Source organism: Microbacterium sp. NPDC058342 (assembly GCF_042723935.1).
Classification (GTDB): domain Bacteria; phylum Actinomycetota; class Actinomycetes; order Actinomycetales; family Microbacteriaceae; genus Microbacterium.
In genome coordinates this window covers 162,394-185,093 of the sequence record NZ_JBHXID010000003.1, presented here as the reverse complement: position 1 = coordinate 185,093, position 22,700 = coordinate 162,394, and the positions used below count along the sequence as shown (strand labels likewise).

Here is a 22,700-nt window from a genome sequence, read left to right as displayed (position 1 = left end):
CGGCTCCTCCTGTGTCGCAGCACGGGGCGCCGGGGCTTCCGGCACGGTCCTCAGTATCCCCGATCCGCCGCGTCGATACACTGAGCGGATGAGCTCCGCGTTCCTGACCGACCGCTACGAACTGACCATGCTCGCCGCCTCGCTGCGCGACGGCACGGCGCACCGGCCCTCGGTCTTCGAGCTGTTCTCCCGACGGCTCTCCGGCGGACGGCGCTTCGGGGTCGTCGCCGGCACCGGGCGCCTGCTTCGGCTGCTGCGCGAGTTCCGCTTCGGCGAGGACGAGCTGCGGTTCCTGCGGGACAACGACGTCGTGGATGCCGCCGCCATCGGCTATCTCGAGCGGTACCGGTTCACGGGGACCATCCGCGGCTACCGCGAGGGCGAGCTGTACTTCCCGGGCTCCCCCATCTTGACCGTCGAGGGCAGCTTCGCGGATGCCGTGGTGCTGGAGACGCTGGCGCTGAGCGTGCTCAACCACGACTCCGCCGTGGCCACGGCGGCCTCGCGGATGAGCATCGCCGCCGGCGAGCGCCCGCTGGCCGAGATGGGCTCGCGGCGCGCCGCGGAGCATTCCGCCGTCGCCGCAGCACGCGCCGCCTACATCGCGGGCTTCGGCGCGACGAGCAATCTCGAGGCGGGCCGGCAGTGGGGCATTCCCACCATGGGCACGGCCGCCCACTCCTGGACGCTGCTGCACGACAGCGAGGAGGACGCCTTCCGCGCGCAGGTGGAGAGCCTCGGAGTCAGCACGACCCTGCTCGTGGACACCTACGACATCCGCACGGGCGTCGAGACGGCGATCCGCGTCGCGGGCACGAACCTCGGCGGGGTGCGCCTGGACTCGGGAGACCTGCCCATCGTCGCCGCCGAGGTGCGAGCCCAGCTCGACGAACTCGGCGCGACGGAGACGAAGATCACCGTCACCAGCGATCTGGACGAGTACGCGATCGCCGCCCTGGCCGCCTCCCCGGTCGACGCCTACGGCGTCGGCACTTCGGTGGTCACGGGTTCGGGCTATCCGACCGCCGGCATGGTGTACAAGCTCGTGGCGCGTCAGGACTCCGCCGGAGGCTGGGTCGCCGTCGCGAAGGCGTCGACCGACAAGGGATCAAAGGGCGGCCGCAAGGCGGCGTTCCGCTCGCTGGACGGCGGCGTCGCCTTCGCCGAGACGGTCTCGGTCGCCGATGGCTTCGAGCAGGTCGACACCCCATCCGACCACCCGGATGCCCGTGCGTTGCAGGTCGTGCTGGTGGACGGCGGCGAGATCGACGCGTCTCACGAGGGAGCGGCGGGAACCGAGGCCGCACGCGCCCATCATCTGCGCGTGCGCGAGGAGCTACCCGTGCGGGCGCTCGCGCTCAGCAAGTCCGATCCCGCGATCCCGACCGTCTTCGAGGACGCCGGGTAGGCGTTCCGAGGGCGGTCGGCCTGATCCCTCCCGAGGGCGGGATCAGCCCATCATGCTCTCGTAGATCTCCTTGCAGGTCGGGCAGACCGGGAACTTCTCCGGGTCGCGCCCTGGCGTCCATTTCTTGCCGCAGAGGGCCCGGACGGGCTTGCCGGTGATCGCCGACTCGAGGATCTTGTCCTTCTTGACATAGTGCGAGAAGCGCTCATGGTCGCCGGGCTCGACATTCTCCTCGCGGAGAAGCTCTTCGAGTTCGCGATCAAGTGTTGCCACGCCACCCTGATCGGGGCTGTCCAGCGGAGTACTCATGCCGTGATTCTAGCCGCCGCAGAGCACGCCGGCTCAGGTGGTCTCGACGAACTCCATGAGCTTCGCACCGCTGCGCTCGAAGATCGCCCCACCCGCCGCGGCGCCGCCGAAGAGCACCAGCACGCCGGTGATGACGCCCACCCAGAACGCGGCGGGCGCGTGCTGCTCGCCCTCGATGACCGTGAGGGTGAACAACCACAGCGTCGGGGCGCTGAAGACGAGCGCGCCCAGGAAGGTGCCGGCCGCGCCGAACGAGCCGTGCGCCGAGGAGCGCTGCGGCTGCTGGAACGGACTGTCGCCGGGTCGTGAGACCGCGTACGGGGCCACGACCGAGGCGATGCTCGACATCCCGAGGCCCGTCAGCAGCAGCGCGGACGCCAGCCCGATGAGCGGCAGCAACAGGTGCCATTCGTCGATGTACGCCAGCGTGACCGAGACCGCCACGGCGAGCACCGGAACGGCCACGAGCAGCACCGGCACCAGACGACCCAGGCGATCGGGAAGCCCCCGCACCCCGCTGGCGACGTGGATCCACAGCGCCGTCGAGTCGTAGGCGACGTCGTTGTGGGGCAGCCAGCCGAAGAACAGCGCCATGATCGGCACCGGCACGAGCGCGGCGGCCCAGAGCGGGACGCCGGCCACCATCAGAGGGAACACCGTCAGCACACCCGCGATCGGAACCACGAGGATGTTCACGATGTAGCGACGATCGCGCAGCCAGTACACCAGGCTGCGCGCGGCGACCGCACCGAAGGCGCCCGCCGGGAGCGTCCCGAACCAGCCGAGTCCCGACCGCTCGCGGGTCGCGTACGGGCGCTCCGTGGTGGTCAGGAGGCGGCGGACCAGGTAGGCCCAGAGGACGAGGAGTCCGGCGAGGGATGCCAGGGCGATCAGACCGCTCGTCCACGCCGCCGCGGTCTCGCCGGCGGCCACGTGGAAGAGGAACGCCTGCGGCGCGGCCAGCGGCGAGTAGCCGACCACCGAGGTCGCCGCCCGCACGGCATCCGGCACGTGCCCGTCCCAGTTGAGCGACGCGAAATACGCGGCCACGGGGAAGGCGATGACGATCACGGGGATGGTGAACAGCACCGTCAGCTCGCGCGAGCGCCGCTCCGGCAGGGCGAGCGCGCTGATCGCCATCCCGATCCGCGCCACGAGCGCAGTGGAGAGCACTCCGACCAGCCCGGCGAGGGCCGCGACGGGCCAGGCGATGCCGCCCAGGGCGATCGCGGTGATGACGAAGAGGACGTTGACGGCGATGAGGGCCAGGCTCGGCACGCTGATCAGCGAAGCCACAGCGAGGATCCACGGCATCCGCCTCTCGTCCACGCCGAACGGTGCGAATCGCCGCGGGTCGAGCTGATCGGGCGTGCCGGTCAGCATCGGCCCGAGGAAGAAGGCGAGGAATGCGGCCGCCGCGCCCAGCACGATCACCGTCCGGCCGGTGGCCAGTGGCGCACTCCCGAGTCCCAGCACGGCGAAGCACACGGCGACGGTGATCGCGGCCGTCGCAAGGAGGGCGAGCAGAGTTCGCCCGGGGCGCTCGCCGCGCAGCGCACCGGCGAGCAGGGCGAGCCTCAGCCGGAGAACGTGTGCAACCACTCCAGCCCCTCCACTTCGCCGCCGGCGCCGGAGAGCTCGACGAACCTCGCGGCCAGCGTCTGACCCGCGCGCACTTCATCGACGGTGCCCTCGACGAGCACCTCGCCGCCGACGATCACCGCCACGCGGGAGCAGACCCGCTCGACGAGATCCATGCCGTGACTGGACAGGATCACCGTGCCGCCGTGGGCGACATAAGAGCGCAGGATGTCGAGGATCACCCCGGACGAGACCGGGTCGACGGCCTCGAACGGCTCGTCGAGCACCAGCACGCGCGGCGAGTGGATCATCGCCCCCGCGAGCATGAGCTTCTTCGTCATACCCGCGGAGTAGTCGGAAACCACCCGGCTGAGTGCTTCGCTGAGGTCGAAGGCACGAGCGAGGTCGGCGACGCGCTTCTCGATCACCGGACGCTCCAGCCTGCGCAGCTGGCCGTAGTAGTGCAGCAGCTGACGACCCGTCAGGCGGTCGAAGGTGCGCAGTCTGTCGGGCAGCACGCCCATCACGCGCTTCGCGCCGAGCGGATTCGCCTTCTGGTCGATGCCGCCGATGTGCACGGTGCCCGCGTCGGGGATCAGGAGACCTGCGATGATCGACAGGGTCGTCGTCTTTCCGGCGCCGTTGGGTCCGACCAGACCGTAGAAGGATCCGGCGGGAACCGTGAGGTCGATGCCGTCGACGGCGGTCGAGTCGCCGAAGCGCTTCACCAGGCCGCGGATGCGGATGGCGTCGGTCTGCTCCGCGGAGGCACCGGAGTCGGCGGCCTCGGGTTCGGCGATGGCCGTCGGGGCAGTGGATGCCTCCGGCTCGGCAGCGCCCGCTGGAGCGGTGCTCGCGTCGACGGGATCGGCGCTCCCGGACGCGACGGAATCGGCCGGATCTTCTGCGACGGGAGGCGAGGTGACCGCCTGCGTCGGCGGCGTCTGTTCGTCGACCGGCGCGGACTCCGGTTCGGTCGGCTCCGGTTCGGTGAGCTCCGGACCCGCGGGCGCCGATTCCACCGCCTCCGCCGGCGACTCGTCCGGGGCCTCGGTCGCGAAGGTGGCCGATGCGGGCATGCGGCGGGGAGGACGTGCCTCGGCGGGAGCGGCGGCGCTGTTCGAGGCCGCAGTCAGGCGACGGACCGGCTCGACGGCGGGCGCGGTCTCGGGCGCTGAGTCCACCGCGGGCTCGGTCGCCGGGAGCGCGGGGATGTAGCTGATCAGCGGCGTATCGAGCGCCTGCGGTTCGGCGGCGGGTTTCGACGCGGACCGTTTCGAGGCGGTGGTCCGAGAAGGGGCCGCCTTCGAGGTCGCCGCCTTCGAGGTCGCCGGCTTCGAGGTCGCCGGCTTGGAAGCCGCCGTCTTCGATCCCCCTGCCGTCGCCGGCTTCTTCGCGGTCGTCGATGCCGCCGTCTTCTTCGCGGCGGGCTTCGGCGTGGTCCCCTGCTTCGCAGAGGCGGTCGACTTCTTCGGTGCAGAACTCGTCTTCGAGGCAGAGCTCATCTTCGAGGCAGAACTCGTCTTCGAGGCAGAACTCGTCTTCGAGGCAGAACTCGTCTTCGAAGCGGTCTTCTTCGCCGTCGTGTCCTTGGAGGGCGAGGTCTCGGCCGTCGCCTTGGCGGCGCCGGCCTTCGCGGCCGCTGCCTTGGCCGCCGCGGTCCTGGCCGATGCGGCCTTGGTGGAGGCTTTCGCCTCAGCCGCCACCGACGCGGCCTGTCGTGCCGCGGCGGTCTTCGCCGCGGTCGCCGCCGCTGTGCGCTTCCCGGCATCCGACTTCGCGGCCGCGCTCGTCGTCGCGGCCTTCTTCACCGCGGCGGTCCTCGTCGCAGAATCCTTCGCGGCAGACGACTTCGAGGCAGCTGCCTTCGCGGTGGAGGCCGTTCTCGCCGACGAGGGCTTCTTCGCCGCGGACGGCCTCGCCGCAGTCGTCGCCGGCTTCGCAGGCGAAGAGCTCGACTTCTTCTCGACGGCGGGGGATTCAGCGGCATCCGCGTTCTGAGAGGTGTCGCGGTCGTCCCCGGAATCGATCGAAGCTGTCACGGGTACTACGGTATCAAGCGGGAGACACCCTTCCCGGCGTGGGTCGAGCCATTCGCGACCCTGAAGAGAAGGTGTGCAAACGGTCACGAAACGGCAACGGGGGCAGGTGCGACCGGGCCTCTCCCAGGTCGGATCAGTAGCATTGCCCTGGCACGAAGAGGTGTCCCGTCGATGAATCGACAGTGAACACAAGTTCTTTCTAGGAGAAATCGTGACTCTTCAGACCGTCATCCTCGCAGCCGGAATGGGCTCGCGCCTCGGCCGAGCGCTGCCGAAGCCGCTCACCGAGCTGAGCGACGGACGCACGATCATGCAGCAGCAGCACGACAACATCCGCGCGGCCTTCGGCCGCGATGCTCGGATCACCGCGGTCGTCGGCTACCGCGCCGAGACGATCATCGAAGCCTTCCCGACCGCGAAGTACGTGCACAACGAGCGGTACGACGTCACCAACACCTCGAAGAGCCTGCTGCGTGCGCTGAGCACCACGGGCAAGGGCGGGGTGCTGTGGATGAACGGCGACGTCGTCTTCGATCCGCGCATCCTGGGCCGCGCCATCGAGTTCATCGAGCGCGACCAGTCCTTCGTCACCGTGAACACCTCCAAGGTGAGCGACGAAGAGGTCAAGTACACCGTGACCGCCGAGGGCTTCATCAACGAGCTCTCGAAGACGGTCAAGGGCGGTCTCGGCGAGGCCGTCGGCATCAACTACATCTCGGCGGCGGACAAGAAGGCCTTCATGCGCCAGCTGCAGCGCGTCGACGATCAGGACTACTTCGAGCGAGGTCTCGAACTGGCGATCGCCGAAGACGGTCTGCTGCTCGAGCCGATGGACGTCTCCGATCTCTATGCGGTGGAGATCGACTTCGCCGAGGACCTCGAGCGCGCGAACCTTTACGTCTGACCCCTCGCGACTTCCACGAAAGCCGTCTCCCCCGGGGGAGACGGCTTTCGGCATTCTCGCGGTCGCCGCGCATAGGATCACCCCATGTCCGACAAGGTCCACAAGCTCTACATCCTCCCGGATGGGGCGCCACTGCCGCCCGAGGCGCCCGTCTCCACCGAGGACCGGTCCTTCACGGCCCGCAGCCTCGACCGCGTGCTCGCCGTGCAGCGCCCCCTCGTGGTCGCGCACATTCGCAGCATCCGCCTCCGGCACCCGCACGCGACCCCGCAGCAGATCGTGAGCATCCTCGAGACCCGCTACCTCGCCGCCGTTACGACGGGCGGGGCGGCCGTCGGCGCGACCGCGGTGATCCCTGGCATCGGCACGGGCGTCACGCTCGCTCTCTCCGGCGTGGAGACGCTGGGCTTCATGGAATCGACTGCCCTGTTCGCGCAGTCGGTGGCCGAGGTGCACGGCATCGCCATCGAGAGTCCCGAGCGCGCACGCGCGCTCGTCATGGCGCTGATGCTGGGCAAGGAGGGCGTCGACCTGGTCTCTCAGCTGGCGCGGCAGGCCTCGGGCAAGGGAACCACACGCTCGTCCTACTGGGGCGAACTGGTGACCAAGTCTCTTCCGCGTGCAGCCGTCGGGCCTCTGGTCGATCGGCTGAAGTCCGCGTTCATCCGTCAGTTCGCCTCGCGCGGCGGCGCATCGTTCATCGGCAAGGCCCTGCCGTTCGGCGTCGGTGCGGTGATCGGCGGCGCCGGCAATCACCTGCTCGGACGCCGGGTGCTGAGCAACTCTCGCCTCGCGTTCGGCACCGCTCCCGCCTGGCTCCCCGCGGAGCTCGAGCCGGCACCGGGGAGCGACAGGATCGAACGGAGGATGCTGCACGGTGCCCGCCTGATCGGAGCGAACGTCGCCTCCCGGCTGCCGCGGCGCAGGAAAGAAGAGGGTGTGGCCACCAAGAATTCCTCGGCGACCGAAAGCGGCGATTACCCCTCCACAGCCGAGAGCTGAGAGCACTTCTCCACACTCACCGTCACGACCCCTTTCTGTACGGCCGCAGGGTCCGTCGGCGCTCCTAGCGTGGCGGGATGCTCCAACCCATCGACCCGACCCAGCCGACCCGTCCGACCGCGTACTGCGTTCCCTGGGTCGTGACGCGCCGCGACCACACGCACCCCATCGTGATGAACGCCGGACGCGAACCGGTCGATTTCGTGAAGGTCATGCGCGGCGATGCGGTCGGCGGCGAGCTGGTCGACCTCTGGGGTCAGGTACTGCCGGGCGAGACGGTCGAGATCTGCCTGTGCGACTCGGGGGACGAGGAGCTGGTCCTCACCATCGCCTGGTTCCGACAGCACGACGGGCTCGAGTACGTCTGGCGATTCGTCGCATGACCTTCCCTTCTTCGAAACTTTGTTCTATACTGGATGCATGGACGCCGAGGTCATCCGCCGCTTCGAACAGCAGAACGTGCTGCTGAGCGAGTGGACCCGGACCCGTCGGCAGATCGCCGCGCTCGAAGCCCGCTCAGCGGAGCTGCTGTCCGAGCGTCTCGCTCATGGACGCGGACGTCGCCGAGACGCCGATGCACCGTGACGCGATCTGGCGGTCGATGGTCGCCGAGTTCTCCGCAGCGGGGAAGATCGCCAAGGGCAGCGTCGAGCACGCTTTCGGCGATGCCCGGCTGCTGCACGAGGTGTTCCCCGCGCTGCGCGCGTCGTTCGCCGCGGGAGACGTCACCGGCGCGCACGTCCGGGAGATCGTGCGCGCCGCCGCCCCTCTGCTGCAGGCGATCAACGAGGGCGCGGTCGATGCGGATCGGCTGCGACTGTTCGAGGCCGGCGCCCTGGATTTCGCCGAAGCAGAGGCCCCGGCGCGCACCCGGGCGCATGTTCGCGAACTCGCCGCCGCTCTCGCACCGCAGACGGTCCTGGAGCGCCACCGCGCCGCGCTCGACGAACAGTTCGTGTCGGTGCGGCCGCGCGACGACGACATGGGACTTCTGATGGCGCTGCTTCCCATGCACCAGGCCGTCGCCATCATGGAACGACTCACCGCGCAGGCTCGCGAGATCAAGGACCATCCGACTGTCGAGCTGCGCAGCGACGATCCCGAGCTGATGCCCGACGGCTCGGTGGACTCCACCGCGATCTTCGGCATCGCCGACACCTACACCGTCGACCCGTTCCACCCTGGAGGGTGCGCCTTCGAGGGAACCTGGGTGCCGGCGACCGATCCGCTCGACGATCCGCAGGTCGCGGAGGCGTACGATCGTGCACTCGCCATTCGTCCGGATCCACTCCCCATTCCGCAGGATCCTCGCAGCCTCGGTCGCATCCGCGCCGAACTGCTCATCGATCAACTTCTCACGGCGGCGCCGTCCGACGTCTTCGGAGCCGATCTCGCGAAGATCACCGCTCACGTGCAGGTGACGGTCGCCGCGACGACACTCGCGGGCCACGACGATCGCCCGGCACAGCTCGACGGTCATGGGCCCCTCGATCCGGACATCGCACGGGGCCTGGCCGGCAGCGCGACCAGCTGGACGCGTCTCTTCCTCGATGCCGACGGATTCGTCACGCACACCGACACCTACGTCCCGACCGCGGGCATGCGCCGGTATCTGCGGGCCAGGGACCAGCATTGCCGTTTCCCCGGCTGCCGCATGCCGGTCCACCGCTGCGAGACCGACCATACGCACGACCACGCCAGGGGCGGCGCGACGAGCATCACCAACCTCGCGCACCTGTGCCGGACGCACCACGCATTGAAGCATCCGGACATCCCCGACGAGCACCGGTGGTCCGCACGACAGCGTTCCGACGGCGTGATCGAGTGGATCGGACCGGACGGCGCCACCCACCTCGACCGTCCGCCACGACGCGTGATGTTCGTGCCCTCAGAACCGGAGGCCACGCCGAACACGGCACCTCCGGGCCCCGCCGACTGGGCCGCGCTCGCTCATGACGCTCCCTTCTGAACGGTGGCACCGTTGCGCCCGCCGACGGCGCCTGTGGATAACTTCTGCGCGGGTGTCGATGATCGGGCTACCGTGGCCGGGTGACTCCCGCGAAATCCTCCGCCCGCGTCGTCGGCGCGCTGACCGCCGGCCTGCTCGCGCTGGGAATGCTCGCGGCATGCACTCCCCCGCCGGAGCCCGAGCCGACGAAGACCGCACTGTTCGCATCGGATGAGGAGGCGTTCGAGGCGGCCGAAGAGACGTATCGGGCGTACACGGACGCGGTGAATGCGGCGGACCTCTCGGAACCCGAGTCAATCGAGCCCGTCTATGACTGGTTGGAAGATCCTGCCGAAGCGGCCAGTCGCAAGAACTACAGCACCTACTATGCCGAGAACGTCTCCCGTTCGGGCGTAACGAGGTTCGACACGTTCACTCCAATCTCGTTTGACGACGGAATCGTTACCGTCCGATTGTGCGCCGATGCCTCAGATGTCGATCTGTTGGACGCCGGGGGCAAGTCCGTTGTGCCCGAAGAACGAGAAGCTCGACAACCGCTCGAGATCGAGATGACCGAGGGCCAGACGCCCACCGGGCTGGTTATCAGGTCAAACGTGATCGCTAGAGACTTCCCATGCTGAGGGCGTCGAGCGCGGCGGCCGGCATCATATTCGCGCTCACCGTGCAGATGGGAGCCGCTCCACCCCCACCGGAACAAGTCGGTCTCGATCAAGTCTGGACCGACGTCAGCGAGGACGGCCGCGGGATCGATGTCGGTTCGGTGATCGAGCGCACCGGTGATTCCGCTCATCATCAAGGCGATAGGTCTGCCTCGACCAATCCGGTCGTGAACGTCGGCACCGGCTCCGCACCCAGGCCTCGCGAGCCGAATCCGTTCGAGTGGTGCGACATCGCTTGGGGTCTGATGGTCCGGTGCGTCCCTGTGCCCTCGAAAGACGAGCCGCTTCCCGAGGACGACGAGCCGGCGACACCCACATTCACGATCACGGACCTGGCGTCGTTCTCGCCCGCTCCCAGCTCTCTCACCGGCGAACCGGGCAACCTCGGCGTCGCGGGCCTGCCCACCAACTTCACCGCCGACGCACGGACTCACACCAGAGACGGCGAGCTCTTCGGCTACCCGCTCACGGCACGCTTCACACCCTCCTCCTTCACCTTCCATTACGGCGACGGTGAGCACCGCACGAACAGCACGGCGGGCAAGAGCTGGGAGACTCTGAACCTCCCGCAGTTCTCCCCCACCGACACCAGCCACGTCTACACCGAACGCGGAACCTACAACGCATCCGTCGACACGATCTACACCGCCGAGATCGACCTCGGCACCGGATACTTCCCCATCACAGGAACCCTCACCATCCCCGGCCCACCCCAGGACATCCGCATCTACGAAGCACGCACCGCCCTCGTCGCCCACACCTGCAACGAGACCCCCACAGCCGCCGGCTGCTGAACCCCACGAACCGCATGTGGCGGGCATCCGACGTCGCTGCGTTCCGACAGCGTGATCGAGTGAATCGGACAGGGCGGCGCCACTCCCTTCTGAACGGTCGCTCCACTGTGCCACTGGACGCGCCTGTGGATAACTTCTGCGCGGGTGCCGATGATCGGGCTACCGTGGCCGGGTGACTCCGGCGAAATCCTCCGCCCGCGTCGTCGGCGCGCTGACCGCCGGCCTGCTCGCGCTGGGAGTACTCACGGCATGCACTCCCCCGCCGGAGCCGCAGCCGACGAAGACCGCGTTGTTCTCCTCCGACGAGGAGGCCTTCGCCGCGGCCGAAAAGACATACCGGGCGTACAACGATGCGGGCAATGCTCGCCGTAACGGGAACGAAGAGTCGAATCCGCAAGATTACCTCACGGGCACTGCACTTGATGCGGACATCCGAGGCCGCCAGGACCTCAAAGCTGCTGGCCTGAAAACCACGGGAAGCGCGACGGTGACGAAATTCCTCCCCGTCGGGGGATCAATCGAGTCACACGGCGAGAGGTTGGCTGTCGTTGTGTGCCTTGATGCATCGAAGATCACGACAGTGAATGCTGCCGGAGAAGACGTCACTCCGATCGACCGACCATCAGCAGTTGCGCAGAGGGTCGAAATGAGCTGGATCGACACACGCTACGTCATCACAGCGGAGCTCGATGAGGATGATGAGCAGTGCGCAAGCTGACAATACTCGCAGCGACCATGCTCATCATCATGACTGCATAGGTAGCTTCACCAGCGGTGGCCGGCGCACCACGGTGCACGAAAGAGATCAAGCTCGCACTGGGTGGGTGTCCCGACCCGACGCTGACCGCGGACTCCGCGGAGGCCCGAGGAACGATGACGAAGGACGGCTCCGGCGACCACGCACCCGGGCGGACGAAGGTCACGAAAACCGACAAGGACTCAAAGGCTCAAGCCTTTGAATCCCAGGCCTACAAGGACACCGAGGCCTACAAGAAATGCGCGGCAGTGTTCGGCGGAGCCAATTCCATTTGCATCCCGCGTGCCGCGTACGAAGCCGCTACCCCCGCGGCGCCAGATGGTACCGCAACTCCACCTATCACGATCACGGACCTGGCGTCGTTCTCGCCCGCTCCCAGCTCTCTCACCGGCGAACCGGGCAACCTCGGCGTCGCGGGCCTGCCCACCAACTTCACCGCCGACGCGCGGGCCCACACCAGAGACGGCGAGCTCTTCGGCTACCCACTCACGGCACGCTTCACACCCTCCTCCTTCACTTTCCATTACGGCGACGGTGAGCACCGCACGAGCAGCACGGCGGGCAAGAGCTGGGAGGCTCTGAACCTCCCACAGTTCTCCCCCACCGACACCAGCCACGTCTACACCGAACGCGGAACCTACAACGCATCCGTCGACACGATCTACACCGCCGAGATCGACCTCGGCACCGGATACCTCCCCATCACAGGAACCCTCACCATCCCCGGCCCACCCCAGGACATCCGCATCTACGAAGCACGCACCGCCCTCGTCGCCCACACCTGCAACGAGACCCCCACAGCCGCCGGCTGCTGAACCCCACGAACCGCATGTGGCGAGCAGCACCAAATGAACGCGGCACCCGTTGTGGCGAGCATCCAACGTCGCGGCGGACCCCGGCGATAAGGTGGAACCCGTGACGGACACGCCTGACCTCTCGACCACGGCCGCCAAGATCGCGGACCTCCGCGCGCGCTTCGACGAAGCCGTCGTCGAGCCCGAGAAGATCGCCAAGCAGAAGCAGCACGCCAAGGGCAAGATGACCGCCCGCGAGCGCATCGAACTGCTCGTCGACAACGGCAGCTTCGTCGAGTTCGACGAGTACGTGCGCCACCGCACCACAGCGTTCGGCATGGACCGCAACCGTCCGTACGGCGATTCCGTCGTCACCGGCATCGGCACCATCCACGGCCGCACCGTCGCGGTCTACTCGCAGGACTTCACCACCTTCGGCGGATCGCTCGGCGAGGTCTCCGGCGACAAGATCATCAAGATCATGGAGTTCGCCCTGACCAGCGGCATGCCCGTCATCGGCATCCTCGACTCCGGTGGGGCGCGCATCCAGGAGGGTGTGCTGGCGCTGAGCAAGTACGGCGAGATCTTCAAGATGAACACCCGCTCCTCCGGCGTCATCCCGCAGATCTCCATCATCATGGGTCCCGCCGCCGGCGGCGCGGTGTACGGCCCCGCCCTCACCGACTTCGTCATCATGGTCGACAAGACCAGCCAGATGTTCGTCACCGGTCCCGACGTCATCAAGACCGTCACCGGCGAAGACGTCGGCATGGAGGAACTCGGCGGCGCACACACCCACAACACCCGCTCCGGCGTCGCCCACTACCTCGCCGACGACGAGGACGACGCGATCGACTACGCGCGCACCCTGCTCAGCTTCCTGCCCGACAACAACATGGCCGAGCTCCCCGGCTACGCCTCCGCGTTCGAATGGGAGACGACGGATGCCGATCAGCGCCTCAACGCGATCATCCCCGACTCCCCCAACCAGCCCTACGACATCCACACCGTCATCGAGCACGTCGTCGACGAAGGCGACTTCCTCGAGGTGCAGCCGCTGTTCGCCCCGAACATCGTCATCGGCTTCGGCCGCGTCGAAGGCCGCTCCGTCGGCATCATCGCCAACCAGCCCTCCCAGATGGCCGGAACCCTCAACATCGAGGCCGGCGAGAAGGCCAGCCGGTTCGTGCGCTTCTGCGACGCGTTCTCGATCCCCATCGTCACCCTCGTCGACGTGCCCGGCTACCTGCCGGGAACCGACCAGGAGTGGACCGGCGTGATCCGCCGCGGCGCCAAGCTCATCTACGCGTATGCCGAGGCCACGGTGCCCCTGGTCACCGTGATCCTGCGCAAGGCCTACGGCGGCGCCTACATCGTCATGGGCTCCAAGCAGCTCGGCGCCGACGTGAACCTCGCCTGGCCCACCGCCGAGATCGCCGTCATGGGCGGTCAGGGTGCCGTGAACATCCTCTACCGCAACGAGATCAAGAAGGCGGAGGAGGCCGGCGAAGACGTCGCAGCGGTCCGCACGCGCCTCGCCAACGAGTACACCTACAGCGTCACCTCCCCGTTCCTCGCGGCGGAGCGCGGCGAGATCGACGGGGTCATCGAGCCGGCGAACACCCGCGTCGCCATCGCCAAGGCGCTGCGCGCGCTGAAGGGCAAGCGGGCCGAGCTGCCTCCGAAGAAGCACGGGAACATCCCGCTGTGAACGCGACAGCTGCAGGCGCCGTCGCTGCGAACCCGGCGGCACCCCACGGGGAGACACGGTGAGCGCCGACGACCAGGCCCCCCGCGTCGAGATCGTGCGGGGCGCGCCCACCGAAGAGGAACTCGCCGCGCTGATCGCGGTGGTCAGCGACGCCTACCTGCGCGAGACCGCGGAAGCCGTGGTCGACGAGCCGCGCGTCTCGGTCTGGAACCGCACGCGGCGCGGGCTGCGCGCTCCGCTGCGCCGCGACCTGCCGTGGGGACGCTTCTCCGGCTGATTTGTCCCCCGAAATACCTACAGACAGGCCGCTGGCGAGTCGACAGACTTGTACCAACGCTTCGCGTTAGGCGGATGCTCTGTCCCAGGGTAGACAGACGCATTACCGCTTCCTTGCGGACAGTTTTCGGGTAGCTGTTCCGCACTGGCGAGGGGCGGGCGGCTTCGCCGCCCCTCGCCCACTCTCTTCCCCCAGGGGCTCGAGACGTCGATCAGTCCGCGACGCGACGGATCTCGTGCCAGAGATCCACGGCGTCGTCGTCGTGCGATCCGCCGGTCGCGCGGCCGACCACCGTCACGGCGACGTCATCGTCGCGTCCCGCACGGATGATCACCCGATTCGAGCGGACCCGCGCGAGGACCCCCGCGAGCTCATCGCGGATCTCGTTCAGGCGCACGTCATCCGTGCCCTCCAGACCGCCCTCGTCGAAGACGGTCACCACGGCGCCCCGCAGGCGAGCATCCGAGATCGCCTGCCGGACGGCGTCGTTCAGCAGGCTCGCGCCCCTGAGCTCGTCCCGCAGCGTCCCCTCGGCCAGACGCGCCTCCAGCCGCTCCGGCGCAGTGAGCTCCGCGCGGGTCGCCACGGTGCGCGTCAGCACCGGGCCTGCGATCGCGAGGGCGCGCTGTGCGCGCACCCTGCGCTCCCGCTGCCGCACGAGCTGGGTCGCGTGCCAAGCCGACACGGCCCGCTGGATGTCGGCGAGCCGCTCGGTGTCGCGCACCGCCCGATCCCAGAACAGCACCAGCAACTGTGCCACCACCACCCAGGTGATCGATCCGACCAGGCCCAGCGTGAACGCCGCACCGAGCCCCATCGACAACGACGCCACGACGATCAGGACCGCGAGGATGCTCCAGCCGCACAGCGCGTTGCGCCGCACGATGCACACCACCGCCAGCAGTCCCGTCGCGCCGATGAACCAGGTGGCGAACGGCGCACTGCGCATCTGCGGCTCCAGCGCCAGACTCACCAGGATCGGCACACCGGTGCCGGCCAAGAGCGCCAGCACCGCGGCGCCCACCGGCATCCGCACCGCCCCGTTCGTCGACGTCAGCACGGCCGTGAGCACGGCGGCGAGATACAGCACGATCGCGGCGACCATCAGCAGTGGAGCCGTGGGCTGCTCGACCCACCAGATGGCGCGCGCGGCGAAATACAGGGCGAAGCCCAGCGCGAGCGCGGTGGTGATACTGCGCACCGTGCGTCTCATGACGGCTCCCAGCTCAGCTCGACCACGGTGCCCCCGGCATCCGACGAGATGCGCGAGCTGCCCGCCACCGCCGCCATCCGGGCGACGATCGAGGCGCGGATGCCGAGGCGATCCTCGCCGATGGCCTCCGGATCGAATCCGGGCCCTGTGTCGAGCACGGTGACCGTCAGACGGTTCGCCGGCGTCGACTCGGCGACGACGTGCAGGCCCCGCCCGCCGGCGTGGACCAGTGCGTTGCCGATGGCCTGACGCCCCGCCAGCACCATCGCCCGCGCGACGCGTCCGGGAATCGCGACCGGACCGCCGCGCTCCTCGACGACCGCATCCGCACCCTGCTCCGACAGCGTGCGGCGCAGCTCCGCGACGATCTGCGAGCGGTGCACGGGCTCGTCGCTGCCCTCCTGCGCGATCGACGCCTCGGTGTTGGCCAGACGGGTCAGCGCCTCACGCGCCATCGCCACCGCCAGGGTGCGCTCGCGGTCGGTGTCGGCCCGCTCCGCGGCGATCAGCGCCGCCAGCACACTGTCGTGCATCAGCGCCGACATCGCGACCCGCTCCTCCTCCGACGCCGAGGCCGCCGCAGCCGCGGCATACGACTCCACCGCGCGAGAGCGGGCGTCGTCGACCCCGGTGGCCACCTGCCGGAACATCCAGGCCAGTGAGACGATCACCATGCCGAGGATGATCGTGAACGACACGTCGAAGCCGGTCGTGATCCAGAATCCCTGCGTGAACCCGCCCTGCTCGAGACGCACGTACCCGTACACGAGAGGCAGCCCCAGCGCCCAGGCGAACTGCAGTCGAGGGCGGAAGGCCAGCACGGCCGCGACGACCCCGATGTTCACGAGGAAGAAGATCCACGGCTGGTCGGAGGGATCCGTCACGGTGCGCTCGACGACGACGGGCCACAGCAGCAGTGCGAGCGTGTAGACGACGGCGAAGGACCCGCACGCCTGCGTCACCCAGCGCCCCGTCACGCATGCCGCGATCATCCACAGCAGCGGCCCGAACACCATGATCATCATCGCCAGGTGCGGCGCATCGAGCACCGTCAGGCGTGTGATCGCGGCCAGCAGCGCCTGGATGCCCAGCGCGGTCGACCCGATCGCCGCGACCGTCGCGAGGATCCGCTCCATCCGCTGGCCCGTGAAGCGCTCCAGCCCCAGGCCCACCTCACCCGGGGACGGGATGCTGTTCCACGCCTCACGGATGCTGCGGGTCTCAGGCACTCGGCACCCCGTCGGGAGCGACGATGCCGTCCTCCATCGCGCGGCGCAGCAGGTCGACCTTGGTGGGCGCGGGACGGCCGACCTCGACGTACTTGACCCGGATGCGGGTGATGTTCTCCTTCGCCGTGGAATACGCCACGCCGAGCCGCTCGGCCACCGCCTTCAGCGGCAGGCCGGTGGCGTACAGACGGAGCACCTCCCGCTCCCGGGTGGACAGCTGCGCGTCGGCGAAGTCGCGGTCCCCGTCGACGGCGCTCGCCCACTCCACGTTGTTCAGCGCCTCGCCGCGCGCGACCGTGCGGATGGCGTCCAGCACGTCGTCGAGAGCCGACGACTTGCTGACCACTCCCGCAGCGCCCGCCACGAGCGCCTCGCGCACGGCCGCCGGCCGGTCCGCCACGCTGTGGATCACGACGCTCGCACCGTCGGCGACGAGAGTCGCGACGTTCTCGGTGACGGTGGTGCCGTCGCCCAGCGTGAGATCGAGCACGATGACGTCGGCGGTGCGGGCGCCACTGGCCCGGCGCCAGGCGAGGTACTCCTTGACCGTCCCTCCGGAGAAGACGACGTCCTGATCGCCGTCGCGCAGGCAGGCCGCCTCGAGTCCCAGGCGAACGGATTCGTGGTCGTCGATCAGGGCGACTGTGCTCATGCGGTCAGCCTACCCAGTGCCGAAGCCGCCCCGTGCTCGGCGCATGACCGCGGATGACGCTCAGCGCGTGAGCAGCGCGACCGCCTCGAAGTGATGCGAGTGCGGGAAGAGGTCGAACCCCTGCAGCGATGCCGTCTCCCAGCCGAGACCACGGAAGGTGCCGAGGTCCCTGGCGAGCGCGACCGGGTCGCACGCGACGTAGACCACGGCATCCGGCGCGAGCGCATGGATGGACTCGACCACTCCCCGGCCTGCGCCCGCCCGCGGCGGGTCGAGCACGACCGCTCCCGCCGCGGTGCCCTCGGGCAGCCCGGTGAGAAAGCGGTCGACGCGCGCCGTGACAGCCTGCACGTCGATGTCGGAGAGGTTGTGTGCGGCGTGCTCGGTCGCACGGCGATCCGACTCGACGGTGATGATGTCGGCCGCGCCCTGCGCGCCCAGCGTGGCCGCGAACAGTCCCACGCCCCCGTACAGGTCGAAGTGGGTGGCATCCGCGTCGACCCGGCCCGCCAGGGCCTCGCCCACGGCCTGCTGCAGCGTCTCCGCGGCGTTCGGATGCACCTGCCAGAAGCCGCCCGCGTCGACGCGGAAGCGCCGGCCTCCCGCGATCTCGTAGACGCTCTCCGGCCTTCCCCTCCGTGCGCCCTCTGGTCGCGGCAGCACGCGCACGCGCCCGTCGCCCGGCTCGACCAGGTCGACCCGTCCCGGCTTCTGCGCGCGCAGACCCCAGGCCGCATCGGCCACCGCGGGGCGCGCGAGGGGCAGCGTCGCCACGTCGATGACGCGGTGGCTGCGCGCGGCGTACGGACCGATGCGACCCTCGTCGTCGACGTGCAGCGAGACGCGCGTGCGCCATGCCGTTCCGTCGCCGCCATCGACCGGCTGCACTTCGGGAGCCTGCAGACCGGGCCCGGCGAACTTGTCGAGCGCCTCCTGCAGCACGCGGCGCTTGAGCCGGCGCTGCTCGTCGAGCGCGATGTGCCCGAGATCTGCTCCGCCCACCCGGTCCTCGGGTGCACGGGAGACATCCGCCTCGGCCCAGACATGCTCGCGGCGATGCGGGGAGGCCTCGAGCACCTCCAGCGTCTCCGCCCGCCAGAAGCTGCGCGTGTCCGCCGCGCCGCCGGCGGGCTCCGTCACGCGCACCCGCACGCGCTCCCCGGGGATCGCGTCCGGAACGAACACGACCCGTCCTTCGTGGCGGGCGATGAAGGTGCCCCCGTGCGCGATTCCGGTGATGTCGAGGTCGAGCACAGGCGGGGAGGAGGTCATCGTTCCAGGATCCCATACGGGATAGCGTGGGGTCATGCGCGTCTGCCTGGCATCCACCTCCCCCGCCCGCCTCATGCTGCTGCGTCAGGCGGGAATCGAGCCGGTCGTTCTCTCCCCGGACGCCGACGAGGACGCCATCGCCGCCGAGGCCCAGGCGCGGCGCGGCGCGGCGCTGGCGCCCGACGAGCTCGTGCTGCTGCTGGCGAGGGCGAAGGCCGCCGACGTGGCCCGGCGAGTGGGCGAGGAGCACCCGGGCTTCGACGGCATCGTCATCGGAGGAGATTCGATGTTCGCGCTGGACGGACAGGTGTACGGCAAGCCGTACACGCCCGAAGCCGCTCGCGCCCGCTGGGAGCGGATGCGCGGCGCCACGGGCGTGCTGCACTCGGGACACTCGGTGTTCCGGGTGCGTCCCGACGCCGACCCTGTGGAGGCCACCGCGGTCGCCGAGGCGAGCGTCACCTTCGCCGCAGACGTGTCGGATGCCGAGATCGACGCCTACGTGGCCACGGGCGAGCCGCTGCTCGTCGCGGGCGCATTCACGGTCGACAGCCTCGGTGGAGCGTTCATCACGCGCGTCGAGGGAGACCCCTCCACCGTCGTCGGCATGTCGCTCTCGACCCTTCGAGCGCTCGCCGCCGAGCTCGGGGTGACCTGGACGGACCTGTGGACCCCGCGATCGCAGCGGTGATGCCGGGCACCCGCATCCGAGCGCGCTCCGTGAAGCCTTCATAACGGAACCGGCGATTTCTTGTGGAGAGTCGTCAAAAGGATCGGCGCCGCACTCGCTAGGCTGACAGTCATGCCTGATATCGCCAAGGTACTTATCGCAAACCGCGGCGAGATCGCCGTACGCATCGTCCGCGCCGCCCGGGACTCCGGGATCTCCTCTGTCGCCGTGTACGCCGACCAGGACCGCGACGCCATGCACGCGCGACTCGCGGACGAGGCCTATGCCCTCGACGGCGCGACCAGCGCCGACACCTACCTGCAGATCGACAAGATCCTCTCGGTCGCCCGGCGCTCGGGCGCCGACGCCGTGCACCCCGGCTACGGCTTCCTCGCGGAGAACGCGGAGTTCGCCCGCGCCGTGATCAGCGCCGGTATGACATGGATCGGTCCCTCCCCGGAGGCGATCGAGGCGCTCGGCGACAAGGTGACCGCTCGTCACGTCGCCGAGAAGGTGGGCGCTCCCCTCGCCCCCGGCACCCCGGGTCCGGTCGAGACTGCCGAAGAGGTCGTCGCGTTCGCCGAGAAGGTCGGCCTGCCCATCGCGATCAAGGCCGCCTATGGCGGCGGCGGGCGAGGCCTGAAGGTCGCGCGCGAGCTCGGCGAGGTCGCCGAACTGTTCGAGTCCGCGACCCGTGAGGCCGTCGCCGCCTTCGGGCGGGGCGAGTGCTTCGTGGAGAAGTACCTCGACAAGCCGCGCCACGTCGAGACGCAGTGCCTGGCGGACGCGGCCGGCAACGTCGTCGTGGTGTCCACCCGCGACTGCTCCCTGCAGCGCCGGCACCAGAAGCTCGTCGAAGAGGCCCCCGCGCCGTTCCTGACCGACGAGCAGAACGCGCAGCTGTACTCCGCGTCGAAGGCCATCCTCAAGGAGGTCGGCTACGTGGGCGCCGGCACCTGCGAGTTCCTCATCGGCGCCGACGGCACCGTGTCGTTCCTCGAGGTGAACACCCGCCTGCAGGTCGAGCACCCCGTCTCCGAGGAGGTCACGGGCATCGACCTGGTGCGCGAGCAGTTCCGCATCGCCGCCGGCGGCATCCTCGACTACGACGACCCGCAGCCGACCGGCCATTCCATCGAGTTCCGCATCAACGGCGAGGACCCGGGCCGCGGGTTCCTGCCCCAGCCCGGGCCGATCCACGTCTTCAAGACGTTCGGCGGCCCCGGTACCCGCCTGGACTCCGGCGTGACGGCCGGCGACGCCGTATCCGGCGCGTTCGACTCGCTCCTGGCGAAGATCATCATCACCGGCCGCGACCGCGCCGAGGCGCTCGAGCGCTCGCGCCGCGCGCTCGACGAGTTCGAGGTGTCGGGCCTTCCGACCGTGCTGCCCTTCCACCGCAAGGTCGTCCGCGACCCCGCCTTCACCGCCGAGGACGGCGAGTTCGGCGTGTACACGCGCTGGATCGAGACCGAGTTCGTCAACGACATCCCGGCTTGGGACGGCGAGCTCGCGGATCCCTCCGCAGCCCCCGGCCGGCACACGGTCGTCGTCGAGGTCGGTGGTCGTCGCCTCGAGGTGAGCCTGCCCGATCAGGTCACCGCCCCCGTCTCCGGCACCGCCGGCCGCCCCGCGGCCGTGCCTCCGTCGCGACGCTCGCACGCCTCCACGGCGAACTCCGGCGCCTCCGGCGACGCGGTGAAGTCGCCGATGCAGGCGACGATCGTCAAGGTGGCCGTCGAGGAGGGCCAGCAGGTCGTCAAGGGCGATCTCGTCGTCGTGCTCGAGGCGATGAAGATGGAGCAGCCGCTGCAGGCGCACAAGGACGGTGTCATCGGCAGCATCGACGCCGCTCCCGGCACCACCGTCTCCGCGGGCCATCAGCTGCTCACGATCAGCTGACCTCCGCCCACTGCGACGAAAGGCGCGCCACCCGGATCACCGGGGGCGCGCCTTTCGCGTCGCGGACTCAGCCGAAGTTCACCAGGTGCATGGCGCGGGTGGCATCCGTGAAGCTCGTGGACAGCGACGGGTACGCCGCGAACACCCGCGAGACCTGGTCGACGTTCAGCCGGCGCTCGACGGCGATCGCAAGCGGGTAGATCAGCTCGGATGCCTTCGGTGCGACCACGACACCGCCGATGACGGTGCCCGAGCCCTTGCGCGCGATGACCTTCACGAAGCCGTCCTTGATGCCCATCATCTTGGCACGCGGGTTCGCCGCCAGCGGCAGCTTGAAGGCGATGCCGTCGGCGAGCCCGTTCTCGATGTCCTGCTCCGAGAATCCGACCGTCGCGATCTCGGGCGCGGTGAAGATGTTGGCGGTGATCTTGCGCTGCTCGAGCGGGATGACGATGTCGCCGAGCGCGTGGAACACGGCGGTGCGTCCCTGCATCGAGGCGACGGATGCCAGCGGGAAGAAGTTCGTGCAGTCTCCCACCGCGTAGACGTTGGGCACCGAGGTGCGCGCCACGCGATTGACGCGCACATGCCCGGACTCGGTCAGCTCGACACCGGCGTCCTCCAGCCCGATCCCCGCTGTGTTCGGGATCGATCCGACCGCCATCAGGCAGTGGCTGCCGTCGACCGTGCGACCGTCGGCGAGGGTGACCGTGACACCGCCGGCGGTGCGCTCGACCTTCTCGGCACGCGCCTTCGAGAGCACCTGCATACCACCGCGCTTGAAGACCTTCTCGAGCACCTTGGCCGCGTCGCCGTCCTCACCGGGCAGCACCTGGTCTCGGCTGGAGATGAGTGTGACCTTCGCGCCGAGGTTCATGTACGCCGAGGCGAACTCCGCCCCCGTCACGCCGGAGCCGACGACGATGAGGTGCTCGGGCAGCGCCTTCATGTCGTACAGCTGCGTCCAGGTGAGGATGCGCTCCCCATCGGGCTTGGCCGAGTCGAGCTCCCGCGGCGAGGCGCCCACCGAGACGACCACCGTGTCCGCCTCGACGCGGTCGAAGTCCGTGCCGCCGGGCCCGGTGGCGACGATGATCGCGTTGGGCCCCTCGAGGCGGCCGTGACCGGAGAGGATGCGCACCCCGGCCTCGAGCAGCGTGGCGCGCATGTCCTCGGACTGCTGGCCGGCGAGGGCGAGCAGCCGCTTGTTCACGGCGGCGAGGTTGATCGCGATCTCGGGCTTGAGCGGCTTGCCGTCGCCGCCCTTGGCATAGAACTGCACACCCAGGTCGCTGGCCTCGGAGATGGCGACGGCGGCGTCGGCGGTGGCGATCAGGCTCTTGGAGGGGACGACGTCGGTGAGCACCGCGGATCCGCCCACTCCGACGCGCTCGACGAGCGTCACCTCCGCGCCCAGCTGCGCGGCGGCGAGGGCAGCCTCGTAACCGCCGGGGCCGCCGCCGAGGACGGCCACACTCTGCCTGTTCGCGAAGGGAGTCTGAGACATGCACTCCATTCTTCCGTACTGGCAGTGCGGCCCGCACATTCCTAGAGT

Annotated in this window: 23 protein-coding genes; 15 read left to right on the top strand and 8 right to left on the bottom strand. The window is 69.3% G+C overall.

Annotated elements, in window-relative coordinates; genetic code table 11:
* The first annotated feature begins 88 nt into the window (after positions 1-88).
* Positions 89-1,408, top strand: coding sequence for a nicotinate phosphoribosyltransferase (locus ACFWHT_RS14680; protein WP_378829870.1), 1,320 nt, complete (start codon positions 89-91; stop codon positions 1,406-1,408).
* A gap of 42 nt (positions 1,409-1,450) precedes the next feature.
* On the opposite strand, the gene ACFWHT_RS14675 is transcribed toward ACFWHT_RS14680, so the two are convergent.
* Genes ACFWHT_RS14675 through ACFWHT_RS14665 form a run of 3 tightly spaced genes read right to left on the bottom strand, consistent with a single transcriptional unit; the run spans position 1,451 to position 4,482 of the window.
* Entirely contained in the window at positions 1,451-1,717 is a 267-nt protein-coding gene (locus ACFWHT_RS14675; protein ID WP_378829869.1) for a DUF3039 domain-containing protein, read from the bottom strand.
* 33 nt (positions 1,718-1,750) lie between these two features.
* On the bottom strand, positions 1,751-3,319 hold the full coding sequence (locus tag ACFWHT_RS14670; protein ID WP_378829867.1) for a hypothetical protein: 1,569 nt from the start codon (positions 3,317-3,319) through the stop codon (positions 1,751-1,753).
* Positions 3,295-4,482, bottom strand: coding sequence for an ATP-binding cassette domain-containing protein (locus ACFWHT_RS14665; protein ID WP_378829865.1), 1,188 nt, complete (start codon positions 4,480-4,482; stop codon positions 3,295-3,297). Before ACFWHT_RS14665 ends, ACFWHT_RS14670 begins: the two co-directional genes overlap by 25 nt.
* 100 nt (positions 4,483-4,582) lie before the next feature.
* Between ACFWHT_RS14665 and ACFWHT_RS14660 the strand changes: the two genes are divergently transcribed.
* The 12 genes from ACFWHT_RS14660 (at position 4,583) to ACFWHT_RS14605 (ending at position 14,207) form a co-directional block, all read left to right on the top strand.
* Positions 4,583-5,299: a hypothetical protein gene (locus ACFWHT_RS14660; RefSeq protein ID WP_378829863.1), complete on the top strand. Its 717-nt coding sequence runs from the start codon at positions 4,583-4,585 to the stop codon at positions 5,297-5,299.
* Positions 5,300-5,551: 252 nt separating this feature from the next.
* A complete protein-coding gene (locus ACFWHT_RS14655) occupies positions 5,552-6,244 on the top strand; it encodes an NTP transferase domain-containing protein (RefSeq protein ID WP_378829862.1) in 693 nt (230 codons plus the stop codon).
* Between the two features lie 84 nt (positions 6,245-6,328).
* Entirely contained in the window at positions 6,329-7,246 is a 918-nt protein-coding gene (locus tag ACFWHT_RS14650; RefSeq protein ID WP_378829861.1) for a hypothetical protein, read from the top strand.
* Between the two features lie 77 nt (positions 7,247-7,323).
* Positions 7,324-7,629 (top strand): hypothetical protein, encoded by a 306-nt coding sequence (locus ACFWHT_RS14645; protein ID WP_378829859.1) that lies wholly within the window; start codon positions 7,324-7,326, stop codon positions 7,627-7,629.
* Between the two features lie 37 nt (positions 7,630-7,666).
* Entirely contained in the window at positions 7,667-7,831 is a 165-nt protein-coding gene (locus ACFWHT_RS14640) for a hypothetical protein (RefSeq protein WP_378829857.1), read from the top strand.
* Positions 7,794-9,215 carry an HNH endonuclease gene (locus ACFWHT_RS14635; RefSeq protein ID WP_378829855.1) on the top strand — a complete coding sequence of 474 codons (1,422 nt, stop codon included), beginning with the start codon at positions 7,794-7,796 and terminating at the stop codon, positions 9,213-9,215. Before ACFWHT_RS14640 ends, ACFWHT_RS14635 begins: the two co-directional genes overlap by 38 nt.
* Positions 9,216-9,295: 80 nt before the next feature.
* The gene (locus ACFWHT_RS14630; RefSeq protein WP_378829853.1) at positions 9,296-9,835 is read left to right on the top strand and encodes a hypothetical protein; all 540 of its coding nucleotides are present in this window, start codon (positions 9,296-9,298) and stop codon (positions 9,833-9,835) included.
* 302 nt (positions 9,836-10,137) lie between these two features.
* On the top strand, positions 10,138-10,668 hold the full coding sequence (locus tag ACFWHT_RS14625) for a hypothetical protein (RefSeq protein WP_378829850.1): 531 nt from the start codon (positions 10,138-10,140) through the stop codon (positions 10,666-10,668).
* A 172-nt stretch (positions 10,669-10,840) separates the two neighbouring features.
* On the top strand, positions 10,841-11,386 hold the full coding sequence (locus ACFWHT_RS14620) for a hypothetical protein (RefSeq protein WP_378829848.1): 546 nt from the start codon (positions 10,841-10,843) through the stop codon (positions 11,384-11,386).
* Between the two features lie 155 nt (positions 11,387-11,541).
* Positions 11,542-12,240: a hypothetical protein gene (locus ACFWHT_RS14615; protein WP_378829846.1), complete on the top strand. Its 699-nt coding sequence runs from the start codon at positions 11,542-11,544 to the stop codon at positions 12,238-12,240.
* Positions 12,241-12,331: 91 nt separating this feature from the next.
* Positions 12,332-13,930 carry an acyl-CoA carboxylase subunit beta gene (locus ACFWHT_RS14610; protein ID WP_378829844.1) on the top strand — a complete coding sequence of 533 codons (1,599 nt, stop codon included), beginning with the start codon at positions 12,332-12,334 and terminating at the stop codon, positions 13,928-13,930.
* 58 nt (positions 13,931-13,988) lie between these two features.
* Positions 13,989-14,207, top strand: coding sequence for an acyl-CoA carboxylase subunit epsilon (locus tag ACFWHT_RS14605; RefSeq protein ID WP_378829841.1), 219 nt, complete (start codon positions 13,989-13,991; stop codon positions 14,205-14,207).
* Between the two features lie 211 nt (positions 14,208-14,418).
* Here the strand turns inward: ACFWHT_RS14605 and ACFWHT_RS14600 are convergent, their stop codons facing one another.
* From ACFWHT_RS14600 to ACFWHT_RS14585, 4 genes are read right to left on the bottom strand one after another with little or no spacing between them, the layout of a single operon-like run.
* Positions 14,419-15,420, bottom strand: coding sequence for a hypothetical protein (locus ACFWHT_RS14600; protein WP_378829839.1), 1,002 nt, complete (start codon positions 15,418-15,420; stop codon positions 14,419-14,421).
* Positions 15,417-16,649 (bottom strand): sensor histidine kinase, encoded by a 1,233-nt coding sequence (locus ACFWHT_RS14595; RefSeq protein ID WP_378829837.1) that lies wholly within the window; start codon positions 16,647-16,649, stop codon positions 15,417-15,419. Before ACFWHT_RS14595 ends, ACFWHT_RS14600 begins: the two co-directional genes overlap by 4 nt.
* A complete protein-coding gene (locus tag ACFWHT_RS14590; protein WP_378829835.1) occupies positions 16,642-17,301 on the bottom strand; it encodes a response regulator in 660 nt (219 codons plus the stop codon). The genes ACFWHT_RS14595 and ACFWHT_RS14590 overlap by 8 nt, the downstream gene beginning before the upstream one ends.
* A gap of 60 nt (positions 17,302-17,361) precedes the next feature.
* The gene (locus ACFWHT_RS14585; RefSeq protein WP_378829833.1) at positions 17,362-18,573 is read right to left on the bottom strand and encodes a class I SAM-dependent RNA methyltransferase; all 1,212 of its coding nucleotides are present in this window, start codon (positions 18,571-18,573) and stop codon (positions 17,362-17,364) included.
* A gap of 34 nt (positions 18,574-18,607) precedes the next feature.
* On the opposite strand from ACFWHT_RS14585, the gene ACFWHT_RS14580 reads away from it, so the two are divergent.
* Together ACFWHT_RS14580 and ACFWHT_RS14575 are read left to right on the top strand one after the other, a co-directional pair.
* Positions 18,608-19,264 carry a Maf family protein gene (locus ACFWHT_RS14580; RefSeq protein ID WP_378829831.1) on the top strand — a complete coding sequence of 219 codons (657 nt, stop codon included), beginning with the start codon at positions 18,608-18,610 and terminating at the stop codon, positions 19,262-19,264.
* Positions 19,265-19,375: 111 nt separating this feature from the next.
* Positions 19,376-21,145: an acetyl/propionyl/methylcrotonyl-CoA carboxylase subunit alpha gene (locus ACFWHT_RS14575; RefSeq protein ID WP_378829829.1), complete on the top strand. Its 1,770-nt coding sequence runs from the start codon at positions 19,376-19,378 to the stop codon at positions 21,143-21,145.
* A 67-nt stretch (positions 21,146-21,212) separates the two neighbouring features.
* On the opposite strand, the gene ACFWHT_RS14570 is transcribed toward ACFWHT_RS14575, so the two are convergent.
* Entirely contained in the window at positions 21,213-22,661 is a 1,449-nt protein-coding gene (locus ACFWHT_RS14570) for an NAD(P)H-quinone dehydrogenase (RefSeq protein ID WP_378829828.1), read from the bottom strand.
* Positions 22,662-22,700 lie beyond the last annotated feature (39 nt).